The organism is Chroococcidiopsis sp. CCNUC1 (genome assembly GCF_023546805.1).
In the GTDB taxonomy this organism is placed as follows: Bacteria; Cyanobacteriota; Cyanobacteriia; order Cyanobacteriales; family Chroococcidiopsidaceae; genus Chroococcidiopsis; species Chroococcidiopsis thermalis.
The window spans coordinates 3435215-3453995 of the sequence record NZ_CP097480.1; the positions used below are offsets into that span (position 1 = coordinate 3435215).

Genomic DNA, 18781 nt, shown 5'->3' on the forward strand with positions numbered 1-18781 from the left:
TCAATCCAAAATCCAAAATCTAAAATCTAAAATTCAATGAGTGCCGAAATCATTTGTGTTGGAACTGAATTACTGCTGGGCGATATTCTCAACACCAACGCGCAGTTTTTAGCTCAGCAATTAGCAAATCTAGGAATTCCTCATTACTATCAAACTGTAGTGGGAGATAATCCTGCAAGAATCAAACATGCGATTCAAGTTGCTCTAGAACGAACATTAACTCAGGATAACTCGACTCAAGTTCTCATTTTTACAGGCGGTTTAGGTCCTACGCCCGACGATCTAACCCACGAAACTTTAGCCGATTTCTTTGGCGTACCGCTGGCAGAACACCAAGAAATTATTGAAGACATTACTCGCAAATATGCTGCACGCGGGCGAAAAATGTCTCCTAGCAATCGCAAGCAAGCCTTACTACCTCAAGGTGCGGCAGTTTTACCCAATCCAGGTGGAACCGCCCCAGGTATTCTCTGGCAACCGCGCCCTGGGGTGGCAATTCTCACCTTTCCTGGCGTACCGTCAGAAATGCAGCAGATGTGGCAAGAAACCGCCGTCCCTTACCTTAAGACTCTTGGTTACGGTCGAGAAATTATTTATAGCCAAACTTTGAAATTTTGGGGGATTGCCGAAGCAGCTTTAGCAGAAAAAGCAGCAGCCTTTCTCAATCTGCCTAACCCTACCGTAGCTCCTTATGCCAGCCAAGGAGAAGTAAAGTTGCGTGTCTCAGCGAAAGCAACTTCTCCAGAAACAGCCCAGCAAATTATTGCTCCAGTGGCTCGACAATTGCAGGAAATTGGAGACTTAAATTATTTCGGTTCTGACGAAGAAACTTTAGCCTCGGCAGTCGGTAAATTGTTAACTGCGGCGGGCGAAACTCTCAGTGTGGCGGAATCCTGCACGGGTGGTGGCTTGGGTCAGATGCTCACGGACATACCAGGTAGTTCTAGATATTTCTGGGGGGGAGTTATCTCCTACGACAACGCAGTAAAAATTTCTGTTTTGGGCGTTAATCCTGATGATTTGAGTCAATTTGGCGCTGTCAGCGCGATCGTCGCCGAACAAATGGCAGCAGGAGTGCGATCGCGTCTCGGTACGACTTGGGGTTTGAGCATCACGGGAATTGCCGGACCCGATGGTGGTACGGCAAGCAAACCGGTTGGCTTAGTGTACATCGGTTTGGCGGGAGCCGATGGCAAGGTTCAAAGTTTTGAAAATCATTTCGGAACTGGACGCGATCGCGCTCTGATTCGCCATATCAGCGCCTGCACCGCTCTCGATCTCTTGCGCCGCCTACTAAAAGCTAGGGAGCAGAGGGGAGAAGAGGGCTGCTCTTGAGCTGGGGAGGCTCTCGGGATCTGGGGGAGCAATTCTAGTCACTAGCCACCAGTCACCAGTCACTGATAACTGATAACCATTCCCTCAAAAGAGAGATGTGTCTGCTGTTGGAATTTGTGATATCTTTATATTAAATAAAAAGATTAAGCTGTCACCTTCGTTTTCCCAACAAAATGTTGGTAGAGCAAAGGAAACAGAAAGTTAAAGCGGTTGAGAATAAGTAGCTAAGCTACATTTTGACTTGAAAAAGTTAAACTTTGTGTGCTAGCAACAGCAAAAAGCTAAGCAAATATAAAGAATAAGTAGCGGCAAAATCAAGAGCGCACAAAGATAGATTCCAATCGATTATCATCAAGAAATCAAGGTAGTTTTGTAGGAGTAATCGGTTCGATGGATTACATAGATCGGGTACTGGAAAAGCTGAAAGAATGGGCGCGCAAGCTAATTGAAGCCTTGCTAGGACCGGAAGCTGAACCGGAACCAGAGCCGATCCCAATTCCAGTTGACGATCGCCGCACTCGTCGTCACAGATAGATATTGAATGGGCTTAGCTGGCGTGTCTTCTCATTCGTCACTTATTAGGATACTCGTGCTGCATGGACCGAATTTGAACCTGCTGGGAGCAAGAGAACCAGGAATTTACGGTTCAGTGACGTTAGCTGAGATCGACAGCATGTTAGTGGCAGAAGGGAATCAACTGCAAGCAGAAGTGAAGGCGATGCAGTCTAACCATGAAGGCGTGCTAGTGGATGCGATCCAAGCAGCTAAGTCAGAATACCAGGGAATTGTGATTAATGCGGGTGCTTATACCCATACAAGCGTGGCGCTGCGAGATGCGATCGCTGCGGTAAAAATGCCCACAGTAGAAGTTCATTTAAGTAATATTTATCAACGAGAATCTTTTCGCCATCACTCCTATATTGCAGGTGTAGCAATCGGGCAAATTAGTGGTTTTGGCGTACAGAGTTATCGCTTAGGTTTACACGCCTTGATTCACCATATCAGGCACTCCAATTAATGAGTTACTCGATTCATAGTCGATTTCGCGGCACGATGCTGGGAATGGCAGTTGGCGAAGTCGCAAACCACCCTAAACTTAAGGCGATATTATCTGAAAGGGCAATCGATAACTCATCCCAATCGGGGTTGCTTGACTCAGTATTGCAAGGAATAAAGACTTTGATCGCGCTCGGTAAGTTCGATTACGAAGCGTGGCACAAATTCATGACAAAAGAGTTGACTGGTAATCCAATCGCTTCACCTTTAACAACTCTTCCCATATCAGTATTTTTTCATGAGAATGAGTTGAAGCTGCGGCAAAATTTGCAACTGGCGCTAGTTGCGATCGATCGGGATGAGCCAGAAAGCCGAGATGGAACCTTAGCAATAGGACAAGCAATCGCCATTGCTTTACAAGCAAAATCGAACCCAATCGAGATAATTTCCCAAGCAATTGCTTTTGTAGGAACATCCCCAACTGCAACAGCTGCAAAACTCTCACAAGTCAAAGAGCTACTGGACGAACGAGCAGGATTGGAAAGAGCGATTGCTCAGTTAGGACAACCCCATGAATTGAGCAGTCAAATCGCTTTGGCGTTTTTTTGCTACCTGAGTACTCCAGCAGACTTTCGCTTGACCGTTCAAAGAGCAGCAATAAGCGATCGCTCTGGCGTGACGAGCGCGATCGCGGGTGCGCTTTCAGGAGCTTACAATGGCGTGGCAAGCATTCCAGTTACTCAAGCACTAGCAATAGGGGTGACAAATCAGGCTGAAGTGCTAAGATTGTGTGATGTACTAGTCGCAGTGTGGTCGGGAGTCTATCAGCAGAGCGATCGAGCTACTACCAACAATCAAATAGTTGCAATTGCTGCCCCTAAAATCGTGCGGAGGCGCTGAGAATAATCGTTGTCTTTCCTAAATCGATCTGAAAAATTTGATTTCAGGAAAGTTTAGTTTCTAAATACTTGAGTTGTAGAACAGGCAATAAGCTTAATCGTCAGTTGCGAGATCTCATTGTGGAAAGATCCATAGACTGGATGTAATTATTGTCATTCAATCTAAGATTACAGATGAGGCTTTATGCCATTTAACTTTTTGCTCCATGCCGATTGCATGTAATAAGGGTAATGAAAAAGCGCACGCTATTTGAATTGCTCGACCTGCAACTCAAGAAGTGGTGGCAATTGCTACCAAACCAGCAGCAATTAACTCGTAAAGTATGCCAAGCTCAACCAGGAGTTAAAGCTAAAAAACCTCCTAAAGTGCGCAGAGAACGCACCTCTGCGCTCCTGATACTGGCAGTGGTATTGCTGAGTATAATGCTGGGACATCGCTTCGCCAACCAACCTCGGCTAGATGAAGGCACGATCGCACCAGAGACAATTCGCGCCCCTAGAGCAGCTCAAATTGTCGATACGAAAACTACAGCCCAAAACCGCCAAATTGCATGGAGAAAAGCAGAGCCAATCTTAGTCATTGACTCGACAGTAAACCAAAAAATTTGGCAAAAGTTACAAACTAACTTGACACAGGGAGAGCGACTGCGGCAGCTAGCAGGAAATTTTCCATTTACAACCACAACCAACTTATCTACAGCAGCACAAATTTATCTACGCAGCTGCCCAGATTCCCAGTGGCAGAAAGTTTTAGCCTTTTTACGAGACGCGCAAAGTCGAGAACGCCAGCAAAATGCCGCGACAACGAACTTTGCTTCGGTTAAAATCGAAAGATTTGAAAATGAGGCAATGGCTCAAGCCGCAAGGGAACTGAATGCCTATCGCTTGAAAACAGCGAAATCTCACCAGTTCTCGATGTTAATGGCAAAGCTATCTCAAGTTCGCCAGCAATACGCTCAAGCTTTATCGCAACTGGCACAATTACAAAAAGCAACTCCGCCAACTCTTTACGAATCTTCCTGGTTGGATTTATCCGATCCCATTTGGTCGAAGACAGTTGCAGGTATCCGCGCCACTACACAACGCATTCTCGCCCAAGGAGTTTATCGAGGCATATCATCCGACACTTTGCAAACAGCGGTGAACTTACAAGTGCGATCGCATGTACCACCGCAGATGGAACCTCTAGCAACCCAAATGCTGTTAACCGTCCTCGAACCAAATCTCAAGGAAGACGAAGCACAAACAAAACTAGCAGCAGCTGAAGCGGTTGCAAAAATTGCCCCCCAAATGCTGAATCTAGAGCGAGGCGAGGTCATAGTCAGAAAAGGCGAAACGATCGACCATGCTGCATTTATTACTCTCGACTATTTCGGTCTGTCGCGACGCGGGATCGGTTGGTCGGGGCTATCAAAATTTGGTGGGATCGTTAGTGTAGCCGTTGGTATTTTTGTCTGGATTGCCTGGATCGAGCGGCAGAAACTGCGACAGCGTGACTGTGTTTTGATTTTGTTATTAGCTTTGAGTACTCCGCTACTCTTAAGGCTGAATTTACGGTATATTAACTTACCTGCTGTAGGACTGTTACTAGGTAGCTTCTACGGCTTCCCAATTGGTGGCACAGTTGTAGGGTTGTTGGGGCTGCTCGTACCTATAGGAATGGATATTAGTGGTAAGTCTTTGTTAACAGGCTTAGCTGGCGGAATGCTAGCTAGTTGGATGGCTGGGTGGATGCGATCGCGAGAAGAATTAGCTCTAATCGGAGTCGCGGTTAGTGTAACGCAAGGATTAGCGTACCTGCTCGGGAAAGTCGTCCTCAGTGCGATCGGGACTGATTCAGTATGGAATTGGTACGATGTTGCCCTTCAAGCTGGCTTATTTAGCCTTGCAGGGATTGTCTGGAGCGCGATCGCGATCGGCATTAGCCCTTATTTAGAGCATTTTTTCGATCTAGTTACCCCAATTCGGCTAGCAGAACTTGCCAACCCCAACCGACCGTTATTAAAGCGTTTGGCAACGGAAGCCCCTGGAACCTTCCAACACACGCTGTTTGTCTCCACTCTGGCAGAGGCAGCGGCGAGGGTATTGGGATGCAACGTCGAATTGGTGCGGACGGGAACCTTATATCACGATATTGGCAAACTCCACGATCCCCTTGCTTTTATTGAGAATCAGATGGGTGGGGTCAATAAACACGATGAAATTAACGATCCTTGGGAGAGTGCGGCAATTATTAGAAAGCATGTGACTGAAGGGTTAGTCATGGCACGAAAGTGTCGTTTACCAATGGCAATCCAAGCCTTTATTCCCGAACATCAAGGCACGATGGCGATCGCCTATTTTTACCACCAAGCGCAGCAGATCGCACGACAAGACCATAGCATTACAGTAGACGAAAGGGATTTTTGTTACGCGGGTCCAGCGCCCCAGTCGCGAGAAACAGCCTTGGTGATGCTGGCAGATTCCTGTGAAGCAGCTTTACGCACTCTGCCAGCAGCCGGCAAATCAGGCGGAAAAGAACCGACGCGAGAGGAAGCCCTAGCAATGGTACAAAAAATTCTGCGATCGCGCTGGCAAGACAATCAATTAGTTGATTCTGGACTAACGCGGGCGGACATGGATACAATTGCTGAAACCTTTGTCAATATTTGGCAACAGTTTCATCACAAGCGGATTGCTTATCCGAAGAGGAAGGAGTAAATTCTACCCCTGATTTTTTCTATCTAAAAACTTCAACTGCCGATACAAAGTGCGAATTTGAGGTAAATTTGTCCCAGCAGCCTCAGCTAGACGTAATGGACTGCCAACGATCGCTTCAACTTCCAAAGGACGCTGCAAATCGTAGTCAATTTTCATACTAGTTTTATAGGGCTTCATTTTGGCAGTGCGATCGAGCATGTTTTGGACAAAACTACTGGAAATATGGCGATCGAACCTAGCTGCACCCGCTACCACTTCCGCCATCAACTCTTCGACTAAAGCCCGAGTGGATGCATTTGCCATCAACTCATCGGTTCGAGCATTAAGTATGACAGATAGCCCATTATAGGGAATATTCCATACCAATTTTTGCCAACGTGCTAAGAGCAAATCTTCTGATAAGTCAATGGGAATGCCAGCCGATTCAAAATCAGTGGCAATTTGCCGCATTCTTGCCGTAATTCCCGCTGGATGGTAGTCAGCAGTATATTCTCCCAGGGAGATCGCCTTGTAATCTAAATGGCGAATATGTCCTGGGGCAACTTTATTAGCGCAGACAAAACACATACCACCGATAACTCGATGAGAACCGACAATTTCAGCTACCGCGTCTTCTATGCCCAAACCATTCTGCAATACCAAAACTACGCCATCGTCTTTCAGAACTGGAAGTAATAGATCGGGCAGTAGATAATTCTGCGTCGTTTTCAGCGCGATCGCTACCACATCGCAACGCGGCATATCCTTCACGTCTTGGTAAGCATTGACTTGGGATAGGGTAAAGTCCCCGTCAGTTGACTCAATAACTAAACCAGATTGAGAAACATGGTTGTAATCGCTGCGAAGCAAAAAATGGACATCTAAACCAGCCTTTTGTAGACAACCACCATAATAACCACCCAATGCCCCGTTCCTAACATGGCGTAACTGCGTTCGCTATGACGATTATGGCGATCGGGATACGACTCCATTTGTTTCTTCCCTCTGGCTAGAAACGGGCATTACCTCATGAAAGTGGTTGTAATCGATATAGCGTTGCCCGTCAGACTTCTGGAATAAAATATCAGCAAATCGATGATGCCACAACATCTCTGAAGCAATGTATGTATGACGAGCATGTATCATCTGAGATACAGTCTCATCAATGCCAGTCAGCGTCACCACCAACATTGTCTCTGCTGCTTCTAGATCTGCTAAAGTAGCGCCGTAAAAAGGGCTGTACTCGTCAATCGGATGCATCACCGTCCAAGAGAGAATAAAAATTGGGTTATTAGCACGTACTAAAGGCAGGTCATACAATCGGCGCATAAACTGCCCCTCAGCATTCATTTCGTCTCGTACCAGTACAACTCTAATCTGCGCTTCAATAATTTGGTTGCGACGCTTATTCGCCACGCGAAACATCAAAGTTGGAATCTCATCATAAGCCGTGACCACAGCCACTCGACTGAAAACCACTCGCGCCGTAGGACGAGAGAAACGAGCAAAAGCGATTCCCGTTCCCATAGCTACGCCCAATAAACCCACCCAAGATTCGATCGCCACTAGGACATTAGCGTAGTCAGTTTGCGGATTCATCACGCCATAGCCAATAGTTGCCATTGTTTGAATGCTGAAAAAGAAAGCATCCCAGAAATTGCCAGGACGAGCGTTAGCTATGCTACCTGGCTGTAATAAATAGGCAAGCGCAAACAATGAATTGAGTAGTATGTATCCAAAAGCTACGATACCTAAGAACCAAGACCAAGGCATAGTAATCAACAAATGGTATGGATCGCGCCAGTAGTAATACCATTTATTAATCCCCTGAACGTTTAACCGTCCATTCTGCCTGACAATCGAAATAATTGGTTTACGGGGGAGACGACGCTTTGCTTTTGTCATTTGTCATTTGTCATTCGTCATTTGTCCTTGGTTGGAGGTGATTCCAACTCATGAATCGCAACTTGTGAGTTAGGCTTTACCAACTACCTCTAGATAGATATTCTGACTTGATTTGGTAAAAGAAGGGAAACAGTTGTTAATAGGGAGTGACTAGTGGCTAGTTACTGGTGACTAGAATTGCTCCTGAAGTTCCTCTGCTTCCTTGTCCCCCTTGTCTTCCTTGTCCCGACTTCTATCTCGTTTTCCGGCGACGACGATCGCGATCTGTTCTCATTCCTTGCTCGTCACGGTTTTTTTCCGTTAGCGGTATGGCATTTTTTGTTGGTACGATGCGAGAACCATATCTTCTAGCATAAACTTGAGTAAATTCTGCACCGAAAAAGAGGATTTGGGCAGCATAGTAAACCCAAACTAAGATAATGACGACTGAACCTGCCGCGCCGTAGGTAGAACCAAAACTACTGTTTCCTAGATACAGTCCCAAAGCAAACCTACCAATTGAGAATAGCAGCGAAGTAACGATCGCGCCGCTCCAAACATCGCTCCAGGCAATTTTGACATCTGGTAAGACTTTGTAAATCAGTCCGAATAGTAGTGTCGTCACAGCAAAAGAGAGGACGAAGTTAGCTATCTGTAACAATGCTCCGATTCCCGGTAGCAAGCTGCCCAAAAAATTAACCAATCCTGATAAACCTGCACTTAAAACCAGGGAAACGAGTAGCAAAAAGCCTACACCGAGTACCATCGTGAATGACAAAAAGCGATCGCGCAAGATGCCGATTAAACCCCGTCCTGGTTTCGGCTGAACTTCCCAGATCGTATTCAAAGAGTCTTGTAACTGAGCGAATAAGCCAGAAGCGCCAAATAGTAAGACAGCAATACTAATCAGGGAGGCAATGGTTCCTGCTTTAGGTTTACTAGCGCCTTCAATTGCCGTTTCAATAAATTGTGCCCCGTCCCTACCTACCAGACCTTGAATCTGCGTCACAATTTCGCCTCTGGCTGCTTCTTCACCAAAAACTGCTCCAGCAATCGCGATCGCAATAATCAACATCGGGGCGAGGGAAAATACCGTGTAATATGCCAATGCTGCGGCTAGTCGCGAAGCTTTATCTTCGTTCCATTCAGTAAATGTCTCTCGCAACAAACTAATAATTGTCTTAATTCTCACTGCTAAATCTCCTCTTTGCCAGATGCACGGTCATTTTGATGACTATGACAAAATCGGAAATTTTACACATCTCCAAGGAGATAGAAAAAATTTAAATTTGTCTGATTTGATACTCAAAAACTAAATTCTAGTATTGTTAGTCACTATCTCAACTCGGCTAGGTTTATTTCGAGCAAAATTGATGAAGCATCTGCAACATTTTTTTTAAAAAGTTATACACTCTCGCTCTCTGCAATCGAAATTACTAGATTATTCTGACGCAAACGGTTTTCATCCTCATGGAAGAAGAAAGGCGAATTTGCCATAGTTAGCATTTCAGGGAAATCACAAATTTTCATAAATTCAAATTAGAACGAGGGAAGTTAGCAATGGCTAAAGTTAATCCTATCCAGCTGCAAAAGCATCTCAAGGGTATGGAATATCCTGCTTCTAAGCAAGATATTGTGGACTATGCCAAACAACAAGGCGCAGATGATAATGCGATCGCTATTTTAGAACAGTTACCAGAAGAAGAATATGAAACTCCTACTGATGTCAATAAAGCAGTAGGAGAAGTGCAATAGTTAGTTACTATAGCAGCTCTAAATGATTTGTAAAGCAGGCTTCTAGCCTGCTCCACGTTTATGAATTAAATAGGATTGCTATAGTTGTTATACCAATTTACTCTTTGACTACGACAAAAGAGATCCCCCAACCCCCTTATCAAGGGGGCTAGGGGGATCTTCTGTAGCATAGTTTTAGTAAAATGGTATTAGTTGTTGGTTGATAGTGCTGCAATTACAAATAGCTGTAGCTATTTTCAATTGGATGGGGTACGAAGATCTTTAGACGGGCGCACAGATGTGCGCCCCTACGAATGTATTTCACTATATAGGAAACGTTATATCAACTAACACCTGTGAAATATTATCGTTTACTAAAGATCGAATAAACCTTGATAAATTTCTAAGTGCTGCTGAGTAATATTTTGCCAGGTAAAATTTTCGCTAAAAGCTCGACTGGCTTTAGCCTGTTGTCTTCGTTTTTCGGGGCAATCGATCAGTTCTATTAATATAGTTGTCAGGGCAGCAACATCATGCGGCGGGACAAGTAATAATGGATGCGTATCTGGTAAATACGACGGCATATAAGTGGCGATCGCTGGTAAACCGTGAGATAAAAGCGACATCAAAGAACTATTATTGAGACTCACATCGCGATCTAACACTCCGATATCCGATCCTGCGAGATAGCGAGACACAATTTCCTCGTCCAAATATCCTGTGAAATGGACGAACGAATGTAATTCGAGTGCGTCAATCGTTGTTTGCAGTTGTGTTAAGTATGTATTATCGTCTTGAATCGTTGATTTTGGGCTATCTTTCCTATCCATCACCAGCAGCCTTGCTTGAGGCTGAGTTGTGAGAACCTGTTTAAAAGCTAGTAGTAAAGTCGCTAACTCCTTCCCAGAATGGAGAAAGCCTAAATAGGTAATGACGAACGTATCTTCATGCCAATTGCAAGTTTGTCGTAAAATCTGGCGTGCTGCACTACTGTCCGTTTCGCTGGCTTGTACGTTAGGAACTTTGGGAACGTGCCACAAACGACGCTCTATATTAGGTAATTTCGCTTGAATTAAGGTTTTTGCTTCCGGCGCGATCGCAATTGTAGCGTTGCTTAACGTTAGCAAAAATCCCCCTTCTCGATCCCACCACGTATACTGGTGCAACCAACCCGAAAATCGAGATAGCAATCCTCGTTGCCACTCCCAATTACCATACTCGTGTACTGTCGTCACGATGGGCGATCGCCACCCAGATAAACGCAATAACAACGGTAGTAACAAGATTGCGGGCTGATGACCGTAAATTTGCGGATGGTACTGAATGTGTACGGCATCCGCACCACTATCCCATACTGCTTTGACCAAAGCCTTTAGATCGACCCACCGCCATCCATGTACGACTCCTAACGCATGAGGATCGTAAGCCGCTTCTGCCGCGTAGTAAGTTGTCAGTACAATAGATTCCACACCGCGATCGCGGAGGGAAGTATGTAGGCGAGCAGTGTAGTCTGAAACACTATCGCTTTCTGGTAAGTACGTACCAGCAATGAAAGCAATGCGGCTCATGGCACAAGACGGCGGGTAGAAGCCAATATCTCCTTCTTGACTCTGGCTTGTACGAGTACGATCACTGCTAACAACTACTATCACGATCGGTAAATAATTTACTATTCTTCGATGATGAAAATAAAGCTGGCAGAGTTCCTAATTCTACAGTAATAATACTGATTTCAAACACCAGAAAGAGAATAATATCAGCGAAATTACGGTCTTTACTTCTTCAGGTATATGCGATCGGTCAAAGATTAGTCAACGAAAAAAGGTGAGCATTGCCCACCTTACACTGTTTTAATCATTAATTTTTAATTTTGGTACGGGAAGGTTTACTCAATAATTCCTACTCAGATAAATATTATGAATTATGAGTCAACCCATTGCTACAAATTTGACTTATGCTCCGTGCTTTCGATACCAATCAATCGTATTGGTCAATCCCTGTCTGAAACCTACTTGAGTCACAAAACCATAGGCTTGTTTTGCCCTTTCGGTATCTAAACAGCGACGGGGTTGACCGTTGGGCTTATCGGTTTGCCAAATAATTTCCCCGTCATATTCCATTAATTCGCAAATTAAATGAATCAAGTCGCGAATTGAAATTTCCTCGCCCGTTCCCAAATTAACAGGTTCGGGGTCGTTATAAAACTGAGTCCCCATGACAATTCCTCGTGCTGCATCTTCTGAGTAGAGAAATTCGCGGGTGGGAGTACCATCACCCCAAACAGGAATTTGCTTGTCTCCCCGTAGTTGAGCTTCATGCACTTTGCGGATCAAAGCTGGGATGACGTGGGAACTCTTAGGGTCGAAGTTATCTTCAGGACCGTATAAGTTGACTGGCAAGAGATAGATACCATTAAAGCCGTACTGTTGGCGATAAGCTTGCAATTGTACTAATAGGGCTTTTTTGGCAATGCCATAGGGGGCGTTGGTTTCCTCTGGGTAGCCATTCCAGAGGTCATCTTCTTTGAATGGAACTGGTGTAAATTTAGGGTAGGCACAGATCGTACCGACACAGACAAACTTTTCCACTCCTGCTTGATAAGCCGAGTGGATCAGTTGCGCCCCCATCATCAAGTTATCGTAAAATAGCTCGGCAGGTTTAGCTTGATTCAGCCCAATACCGCCAACGTGGGCAGCCAGATGAATAATAATATCTTGCTGGTCAACCGCACGCTGGCAGTTTTCTAAGACTCGTAAATCGCAATCGCGCGATCGCGTTACGGTAATCTTATTTTTATCTGCACCAGCTTGACATAGTTGGTCTATTACCTGACGACCTAAGAACCCAGCACCACCAGTCACGAGAATGCGTTTGTTGTTTAAATCTAAGGCGGTCATGAGTTCAGCCTCGTAGGTAGGTTTTAGGACTAGGATAGGTAGCTGACCATATCTTGACGGATTGTTGCGATGTCATGGATGACTGAAGCACCATTTCCATTCGGGGCAGATAGACCGATCGCTTTTAAATCTGCGTCCACCATTAAAGCAACAAGCTGCTCGAATGTCACGCTAGGAGTCCATCCCAATTTTTGTCGTGCCTTGGTAGAATCTCCAATTAGTAATTCTACCTCTGCTGGTCTGAGGTAGCGATCGTCGAATTCTACGTAGTCTTGCCAATTTAAATTTACATAGCCAAAAGCTAATTCGAGAAACTCGCGCACGGAATGGGTTTCACCCGTAGAAATTACGTAATCATCAGCTTGAGACTGCTGTAACATCAACCACATTGCCCTTACGTAATCTTTCGCATAGCCCCAGTCGCGCTTTGCGTCTAAGTTACCCATGTAGATTTTCTTCTGCTTACCACCCACAATGCGGGCAACAGCGCGGGTAATTTTGCGCGTCACGAAAGTTTCACCCCGACGCGGGCTTTCGTGGTTAAATAAGATACCGTTACAGGCAAACATCCCATAAGATTCGCGATAGTTGATTGTTTGCCAGTGAGCGTAAACTTTAGCACAAGCGTAAGGACTGCGAGGATAGAAAGGAGTTGATTCTTTTTGCGGAATTTCCTGTACTAATCCATACATTTCTGAAGAACCAGCTTGATAGAACCGAACTTCTATACCCGTCCGGTGTTGGTAATCGCGAATTGCTTCTAATAACCGTAACGTTCCCATGCCTACAGAGTCCACCGTGTATTCAGGGGAGTCAAAGCTAACGCGGACGTGGGATTGAGAACCTAAATTATAGATTTCTATAGGTTTGACTTCTTCTAAAATGCGTCGGAGTGTCGTGCCGTCGGTCAAGTCCCCATAGTGCAGAAACATCCGCACTCCTTCTTTGTGCGGGTCTTCATAAATATGATCGATCCGGTCTGTGTTAAACGTCGAGGTACGGCGAATGATTCCGTGTACCTCATAACCTTGTTCCAACAGAAACTCGCTCAGGTACGAACCGTCTTGACCTGTAATACCAGTAATTAAAGCTCTCTTTGTTTGCGTCATACTTAATACTATATTTTTCTTTTTCCCTAAAACAATAGAGCGAGAACGCTGCTACAACTTAAGCAAATAATGGCAAAATTGCCCTCAGAGAGATCACCTAGTCGTGCAGTTGCCGTCTGGTTGGCGTTAATGCCAGCTTGGCTAAAATACAAATTAACTTAAAGTTTGCTTTTCATTATTAAGTAATTATTGAGTAATTGCAAAGATTGCGTGGATTGAGAGGGCGATCGCTTCAGGCTGCTCGCTCTCGGCACTGTTTAGAACAGCACTAAATATACCGCTCGTAGAAACCGTAGGACAATGGATCGAAAAGAAAAGTAGTGTTTCCGATCGAAAAGGGGCAATTGATGCCCCTAAACGCAAAACTGATAATTTTCAGCAAACCATAACAAATCTCAAATGCTGACGGCTACAAGCTAACGGATACACTTAATAAGCGCCGTTATTTTTTGGTACAATTACCACAAATACCGTCTTTAAAATGACCCACACATCTAGCCACATGCTGTAAGAGCTGGCATAGTGAACGTCTATTTGCACTCTACGATTGTAAGGAATGTCATTTCTGCCCGACACTTGCCACAAACCAGTAATTCCTGGCTTGATGGTTAAGACCTTATCAATATGACGACCATATCGCGGTAGCTCTTCTGCTACCAAAGGTCGGGGACCGACGATACTCATATCACCCATAAGCACGTTCCAAAATTGGGGAAATTCATCTAGGCTAGTTAAGCGCAAAAAATGACCGACTTTGGTAATGCGCGGGTCTTGTTTTAACTTGAAATTATCCTCAAATTCCTGCCGCAATCCTGGCGACGAGGCAATCAATTCTGACAAAATCTCATCAGCATTGGCTACCATAGTACGGAATTTAATACAATAAAAAGGCTTGTGATTCCTGCCTACTCGTTCTTGAACGTAAAAGATCGGTCCAGGCGAACTCAAGGCGATCGAGAAGCCTAACACCAGATAAACTGGCGCAAATAAAATTAGAACGGAAAGCGAAAATAAAACATCGAACAATCTTTTGGCAAACTCTTTATTGAGTCGAGCGAGCAATAAACCCTTCGGTTTAGCTCTGGTTCTAAACGGCTCTTGCCCGCGTTTGACAAAAGCCTGTAACCGCTTGCCAAAGAGGAGTGAGCTTTGGGCTGTCATCATACTCCTAAACCATCCACACCACACATAGTCCCGATCTTAAAGCCAGAAGCACCATTCTGAGGCATATTTAATTTTAGAGGCTGTAAAACCAGCTAAAAATCAACTCCTAAGAACTAGGGACGAAGAACTCCTGACACGAGCGTTCTAGAAAAGCTAAAAACTGCTCTTCAAAGATTTTAGGGGTAAATTGAGTTGCCTGGGTGCGAATGCGATCGGAATCGAACGCTACCCAGTTGGCTTCAAATTTTTCCACAGCTGCCACCAATGCGTCTACTGTTTGCTCTAAAAAAAATATTCCCGTCGCGCTATCGGGGTAGCGGTGCAAGTCTCGCACTGTTTCCAACGCTCCCCCAGCACCCAAGGCGATGACTGGAGTGCCGCAAGCTTGAGCCTCGACGATCGCGATGCCAAAATCCTCTAGAGCTGCATAAACAAACGCTTTTGCTTGAGCCATATATTTCTCTACTACATCATTAGGCTGCGCTCCTAAAATTTGAACGTGCGACTGTGCCAGTTTGCGAATCTCTGGTAGTTCTGAACCCGTACCGATTACGACTAAAGGTTTTTTGAGTTGATTGAAGGCGCGGACAATGGTTGAGACTTGCTTGTAGCTGACCAATCGCGAGACCGTGAGGTAAAAATCTTGTTTGTCTTTCACCACGGGGAAGCGATCGATATCTACAGGCGGATAAATTACTGTAGCAGGACGACGATAGCAGCGCCAAATCCGGCGTGCCGTATGGTGAGAGTTAGCAATGAAATAATCAACACGGTTAGCGGCGATCGCATCCCACTGGCGCAGGTGATGGAGTAAATACCTAGTGGCAATTCCAGGTAGACCGCGACCCATGCGGCTAGAGCGGAGGTAATCGAACGTCATATCCCAAGCAAAGCGCATCGGACTGTGACAATAACAAACATGAAGCTGCTGGGGACTGGCAAGTACGGCTTTGGCAACGGTATGAGACGAAGAAACGATCGCATCATAGGCACGCAAATCTAATTGTTCGATCGCCAACGGCAACAAAGGGAGATATTTCTGTACGCCATTGCGCGAGAACGGTAAGTGTTGCAAAAATGTCGTACCAATTTTGCGTCCGAACAAATAACTTTGGGAATTTGTAGATTCAAAGTCAATCAGTGCATAGAGATCGGCATTGATGCATCTGAGAATTTCTCGCACGACTAATTCCGAACCGCCAGTAGCTTGAGGCGTTAACCACTCATGGACAAGGGCATATTTCAAGGTTACACTTAGCTGAATTTTGACTCTATGAGAATTTATAGCTTAAAAGAGAGTGACTAGTGACTAGAAAAACATCTAGCCACTAGCCACTCACCCCTAAACTGAGAGTAGACGAATTGGGGTTGGGTAATTATGCGAATTTTGATTATGGGTGGTACGCGCTTTATTGGTGTTTACCTAACCAAAATCCTAGTGGCGCAGGGTCATGAAGTGGTGTTGTTTAATCGCGGTAATCGCCCTATTCCAGTTGAGGGGATAACTCAGATTCAAGGCGATCGCACTTCTCCAGAACAATTAAAGGCAAAGCTATCTCAAGAACATTTTGATGCCATTTATGACAATAACGGCAGGGAACTGAGCGATACTCAACCGCTAGCTGAGATCTTTCACGACCGGGTGCAGCACTTTGTCTATATGAGTTCGGCTGGCGTGTACCTCCGCTCCGACCAAATGCCTCACGTAGAAGGCGATCCAGTCGATCCTAAGAGCCGCCACCGAGGAAAATACGAAACAGAGGCATACTTAGCTCAGGTAGGCTTGCCCTTCACGGCAATTCGTCCTACGTATATCTACGGAGCTAGTAACTACAACGATTTGGAAAGCTGGTTTTTCGATCGCATCGTCCGCGATCGACCTATTCCTATTCCCGCTAACGGGCTACATATAACTCAAATGGGTCATGTTGAAGATCTAGCTCAAGCTATGGCTCGGGTATTAGGCAACGAGAGAGCCATAGGGCAGGTTTATAACGTCTCTGGCGATCGCTACGTTACTTTTGATGGTTTAGCTCGCGCTTGCGCTGTAGCTGCCGGAAAATCGCCGGAGGAGCTAGCGATCGTACACTACGAGCCGAAAAATTTCGATTTTGGCAAGCGTAAAGCTTTCCCCTTGCGAGTACAGCATTTTTTCGCCAGTGTCAATAAAGCCATTACAGAACTAAACTGGCAGCCAAAATACGACTTAATTTCTGGGTTAAAAGACTCTTTCCAAAATGACTACATAGCTACTGGACGAGACAAAGCCGAGGTAGATTTTTCTGTAGACGAAGAGATTTTGAAGTGAGGAGTGAGGAGCGAGGAGTGAGGAGTGAGGGAATTTTAGATTTTGAATTGCAATTCTTCCTCGTCCCCCTCGTCCCCCTCGTCCCTCTTGTCCCCCTTGTCTCCCCTGTCCCCCTCAGCTCTCTTGTATTCCCCTCGCTCCTCGCTCCTCGCTCCTCGCTCCTAAAAAGTAAATCAACCCCGAAATCAAAGTCAAAGCGACAGAAAGCCAAAAAACTCCTAGTGCAGGGAGATGCCAAGTTGGGGGTAAGGGAGCGATCAATAAGGCGATCGCGGTAATTTGACTGACTGTTTTGAGTTTGCCCCAAAGATTTGCTCCCGCGATCGCATTTGTGCCTGTCAAGCTAGGAGAAACGCGCCAGCCTGCTATACCCAATTCTCGCGCCAAAATCAAAAATACTCCCCAAGCAGGAAGTTGTCCTAGCTGAATCAGCGATAACAGTGGAGCCAGTACCAGCAATTTGTCTACCAAAGGATCGAGGAATTTCCCCAGTTCAGTGATAGCGTTCAGTTTCCGGGCTAAATAACCATCCAGCCAATCCGTCAAAGCTGCAACCAAAAATACTGTTAAGCAAAACCAACGTGCGGTTGTTGTCGGTACTGGCAAAAGATAAAGCAGCAAAGGCAGGGCTAGAAGTCGAGAGAGAGTGACCCAGTTAGGTATATTCATCTATGCGAATGTAAGGAAATCATGAAGTTTAGATGAAGCTCAAGTCAGTAATTTGAAGAGAAATTGACTGCTGGACAGCTCTATTTCTTGAGTAAAATCTTTGAAGGAGCCAACTTTATATTATCTTTACAAAGTCCGAGTGGAACCAGGTTCTTGATAAAGATTCGGCAAAATGTAAGTTAAAGTACTGTCATTCTAGCCAAGAGAGAGATTATATTCGGGATACAAGTTCAGTAAATCTACTTCGGTAAATCTACCTCAGTAATACTACGATCTATCCGATCCAGGTTTTAGTCGTGACAATGTACCAAGCACCGTTCCCCACCGCCATCAAAACTGTCGAACTTAAGTCTCCCCAGACACTAGATGCAGTTCATCCATCAGCCAGATCGGCTTTTAAGAGATGTTTGGACATCGTTGGCAGCTTAGTCGGACTGTCGATCTTGGCAGTTATCTTCATCCCTTTAGCGATCGCCATTAAGTTAGACAGCCCAGGACCAATTTTTTACGGACAAGAGCGCTACGGACTGCAAGGAAAAACATTCCGTATGTGGAAGTTTCGTTCAATGGTTCCCAACGCAGACGCACTGAAGTCTCAAGTGCAAAATGAAGCATCGGGACTAATTTTCAAAAACACGCAAGACCCAAGAATTACGAGAGTGGGTCGTTTCTTAAGAAGCACCAGCCTAGACGAACTACCCCAATTTTGGAACGTATTAGTTGGAGACATGAGTTTAGTGGGTACTCGTCCACCAACTGCTGACGAAGTTGCTCAGTACAACGATCGCCACTGGCAAAGATTAAACGTGAAGCCGGGATTAACAGGAGAGTGGCAAGTCAGCGGACGCTCTAGCATCAAAGATTTTGAAGAGATTGTCAATCTCGACCTGCGCTACCAAAAAATGTGGCATCCCTTCTACGACTTGTTTATTATTGCTAAGACTGTGTACGTAATTTTTGCTAAAGTAGGTGCTTGCTAAGCAGCGGTTAACGATCGGCAACCAGTTGATATAGAATTCCTTGGGGACGACCAGCCTGTATACGGCTGGTTTTTATTATGTCTAAATTATAAATGTAGGGGCGCATAGCTATGCGCCCCTACAAACA

Annotated in this window: 16 protein-coding genes and 1 pseudogene; 8 read left to right on the top strand and 9 right to left on the bottom strand. The window is 45.2% G+C overall.

From position 1 onward, the window contains the following. Positions 1-36 precede the first annotated feature (36 nt). From M5J74_RS16050 to M5J74_RS16070, 5 genes are all read left to right on the top strand, one after another. Positions 37-1335, top strand: a complete 1299-nt coding sequence (locus M5J74_RS16050; RefSeq protein WP_250012398.1) for a competence/damage-inducible protein A — start codon at positions 37-39, stop codon at positions 1333-1335. Between the two features lie 390 nt (positions 1336-1725). Then, the gene (locus tag M5J74_RS16055; RefSeq protein ID WP_015155086.1) at positions 1726-1869 is read left to right on the top strand and encodes a hypothetical protein; all 144 of its coding nucleotides are present in this window, start codon (positions 1726-1728) and stop codon (positions 1867-1869) included. A gap of 7 nt (positions 1870-1876) precedes the next feature. Further along, entirely contained in the window at positions 1877-2353 is a 477-nt protein-coding gene (gene aroQ / locus M5J74_RS16060; protein ID WP_015155087.1) for a type II 3-dehydroquinate dehydratase, read from the top strand. After that, positions 2353-3231 carry an ADP-ribosylglycohydrolase family protein gene (locus M5J74_RS16065; RefSeq protein ID WP_015155088.1) on the top strand — a complete coding sequence of 293 codons (879 nt, stop codon included), beginning with the start codon at positions 2353-2355 and terminating at the stop codon, positions 3229-3231. The genes aroQ and M5J74_RS16065 overlap by 1 nt, the downstream gene beginning before the upstream one ends. Before the next feature lie 230 nt (positions 3232-3461). After that, positions 3462-5930 carry an HD family phosphohydrolase gene (locus M5J74_RS16070; RefSeq protein WP_250012399.1) on the top strand — a complete coding sequence of 823 codons (2469 nt, stop codon included), beginning with the start codon at positions 3462-3464 and terminating at the stop codon, positions 5928-5930. A gap of 3 nt (positions 5931-5933) precedes the next feature. Here M5J74_RS16070 and M5J74_RS16075 read toward each other — a convergent pair. The 3 genes and pseudogenes from M5J74_RS16075 to M5J74_RS16085 all read right to left on the bottom strand — a co-directional run bounded on the left by M5J74_RS16075 (position 5934) and on the right by M5J74_RS16085 (position 8985). Next, a pseudogene (locus M5J74_RS16075) lies at positions 5934-6901 on the bottom strand (putative 2-dehydropantoate 2-reductase). Next, positions 6876-7814 (bottom strand): ion channel, encoded by a 939-nt coding sequence (locus M5J74_RS16080; RefSeq protein ID WP_106218243.1) that lies wholly within the window; start codon positions 7812-7814, stop codon positions 6876-6878. Before M5J74_RS16080 ends, M5J74_RS16075 begins: the two are co-directional and overlap by 26 nt. 232 nt (positions 7815-8046) lie before the next feature. Beyond that, on the bottom strand, positions 8047-8985 hold the full coding sequence (locus M5J74_RS16085; RefSeq protein ID WP_106168570.1) for a YihY/virulence factor BrkB family protein: 939 nt from the start codon (positions 8983-8985) through the stop codon (positions 8047-8049). Positions 8986-9353: 368 nt separating this feature from the next. On the opposite strand from M5J74_RS16085, the gene M5J74_RS16090 reads away from it, so the two are divergent. Further along, positions 9354-9548, top strand: a complete 195-nt coding sequence (locus tag M5J74_RS16090) for a DUF2795 domain-containing protein (RefSeq protein ID WP_015155093.1) — start codon at positions 9354-9356, stop codon at positions 9546-9548. Between the two features lie 353 nt (positions 9549-9901). Here M5J74_RS16090 and M5J74_RS16095 read toward each other — a convergent pair whose 3' ends face one another. The 5 genes from M5J74_RS16095 to M5J74_RS16115 form a co-directional block, all read right to left on the bottom strand. Then, entirely contained in the window at positions 9902-11095 is a 1194-nt protein-coding gene (locus tag M5J74_RS16095) for a glycosyltransferase family 4 protein (protein WP_250012403.1), read from the bottom strand. 384 nt (positions 11096-11479) lie between these two features. Continuing rightward, on the bottom strand, positions 11480-12424 hold the full coding sequence (locus M5J74_RS16100; RefSeq protein ID WP_106168568.1) for a GDP-L-fucose synthase: 945 nt from the start codon (positions 12422-12424) through the stop codon (positions 11480-11482). Between the two features lie 29 nt (positions 12425-12453). Continuing rightward, positions 12454-13533 (bottom strand): GDP-mannose 4,6-dehydratase, encoded by a 1080-nt coding sequence (gene gmd, locus M5J74_RS16105; protein WP_015155096.1) that lies wholly within the window; start codon positions 13531-13533, stop codon positions 12454-12456. Between the two features lie 429 nt (positions 13534-13962). Next, complete coding sequence (locus M5J74_RS16110; RefSeq protein ID WP_015155097.1) at positions 13963-14694, bottom strand: sugar transferase; 732 nt, start codon at positions 14692-14694, stop codon at positions 13963-13965. A gap of 109 nt (positions 14695-14803) precedes the next feature. Beyond that, a complete protein-coding gene (locus M5J74_RS16115; RefSeq protein ID WP_015155098.1) occupies positions 14804-15943 on the bottom strand; it encodes a glycosyltransferase in 1140 nt (379 codons plus the stop codon). A 132-nt stretch (positions 15944-16075) separates the two neighbouring features. Between M5J74_RS16115 and M5J74_RS16120 the strand changes: the two genes are divergently transcribed. Next, on the top strand, positions 16076-17005 hold the full coding sequence (locus tag M5J74_RS16120) for an NAD-dependent epimerase/dehydratase family protein (RefSeq protein WP_106168567.1): 930 nt from the start codon (positions 16076-16078) through the stop codon (positions 17003-17005). Positions 17006-17119: 114 nt separating this feature from the next. Here the strand turns inward: M5J74_RS16120 and pgsA are convergent, their stop codons facing one another. Then, positions 17120-17674, bottom strand: coding sequence for a CDP-diacylglycerol--glycerol-3-phosphate 3-phosphatidyltransferase (gene pgsA / locus M5J74_RS16125; RefSeq protein WP_015155100.1), 555 nt, complete (start codon positions 17672-17674; stop codon positions 17120-17122). 302 nt (positions 17675-17976) lie between these two features. On the opposite strand from pgsA, the gene M5J74_RS16130 reads away from it, so the two are divergent. Further along, the gene (locus M5J74_RS16130; RefSeq protein WP_015155101.1) at positions 17977-18654 is read left to right on the top strand and encodes a sugar transferase; all 678 of its coding nucleotides are present in this window, start codon (positions 17977-17979) and stop codon (positions 18652-18654) included. The last annotated feature ends 127 nt before the right edge of the window (positions 18655-18781 follow it).

Bases quoted from the DNA above. Each gene is read 5' to 3' on its own strand.
- M5J74_RS16050 (WP_250012398.1), top strand. From the start codon at position 37: ATGAGTGCCGAAATCATTTGTGTTGGAACTGAATTACTGCTGGGCGAT.
- M5J74_RS16055 (WP_015155086.1), top strand. From the start codon at position 1,726: ATGGATTACATAGATCGGGTACTGGAAAAGCTGAAAGAATGGGCGCGC.
- aroQ (WP_015155087.1), top strand. From the start codon at position 1,877: ATGGGCTTAGCTGGCGTGTCTTCTCATTCGTCACTTATTAGGATACTC.
- M5J74_RS16065 (WP_015155088.1), top strand. From the start codon at position 2,353: ATGAGTTACTCGATTCATAGTCGATTTCGCGGCACGATGCTGGGAATG.
- M5J74_RS16070 (WP_250012399.1), top strand. From the start codon at position 3,462: ATGAAAAAGCGCACGCTATTTGAATTGCTCGACCTGCAACTCAAGAAG.
- M5J74_RS16080 (WP_106218243.1), bottom strand. From the start codon at position 7,814: ATGACAAAAGCAAAGCGTCGTCTCCCCCGTAAACCAATTATTTCGATT.
- M5J74_RS16090 (WP_015155093.1), top strand. From the start codon at position 9,354: ATGGCTAAAGTTAATCCTATCCAGCTGCAAAAGCATCTCAAGGGTATG.
- M5J74_RS16095 (WP_250012403.1), bottom strand. From the start codon at position 11,095: ATGAGCCGCATTGCTTTCATTGCTGGTACGTACTTACCAGAAAGCGAT.
- M5J74_RS16100 (WP_106168568.1), bottom strand. From the start codon at position 12,424: ATGACCGCCTTAGATTTAAACAACAAACGCATTCTCGTGACTGGTGGT.
- gmd (WP_015155096.1), bottom strand. From the start codon at position 13,533: ATGACGCAAACAAAGAGAGCTTTAATTACTGGTATTACAGGTCAAGAC.
- M5J74_RS16110 (WP_015155097.1), bottom strand. From the start codon at position 14,694: ATGACAGCCCAAAGCTCACTCCTCTTTGGCAAGCGGTTACAGGCTTTT.
- M5J74_RS16120 (WP_106168567.1), top strand. From the start codon at position 16,076: ATGCGAATTTTGATTATGGGTGGTACGCGCTTTATTGGTGTTTACCTA.
- pgsA (WP_015155100.1), bottom strand. From the start codon at position 17,674: ATGAATATACCTAACTGGGTCACTCTCTCTCGACTTCTAGCCCTGCCT.
- M5J74_RS16130 (WP_015155101.1), top strand. From the start codon at position 17,977: ATGTACCAAGCACCGTTCCCCACCGCCATCAAAACTGTCGAACTTAAG.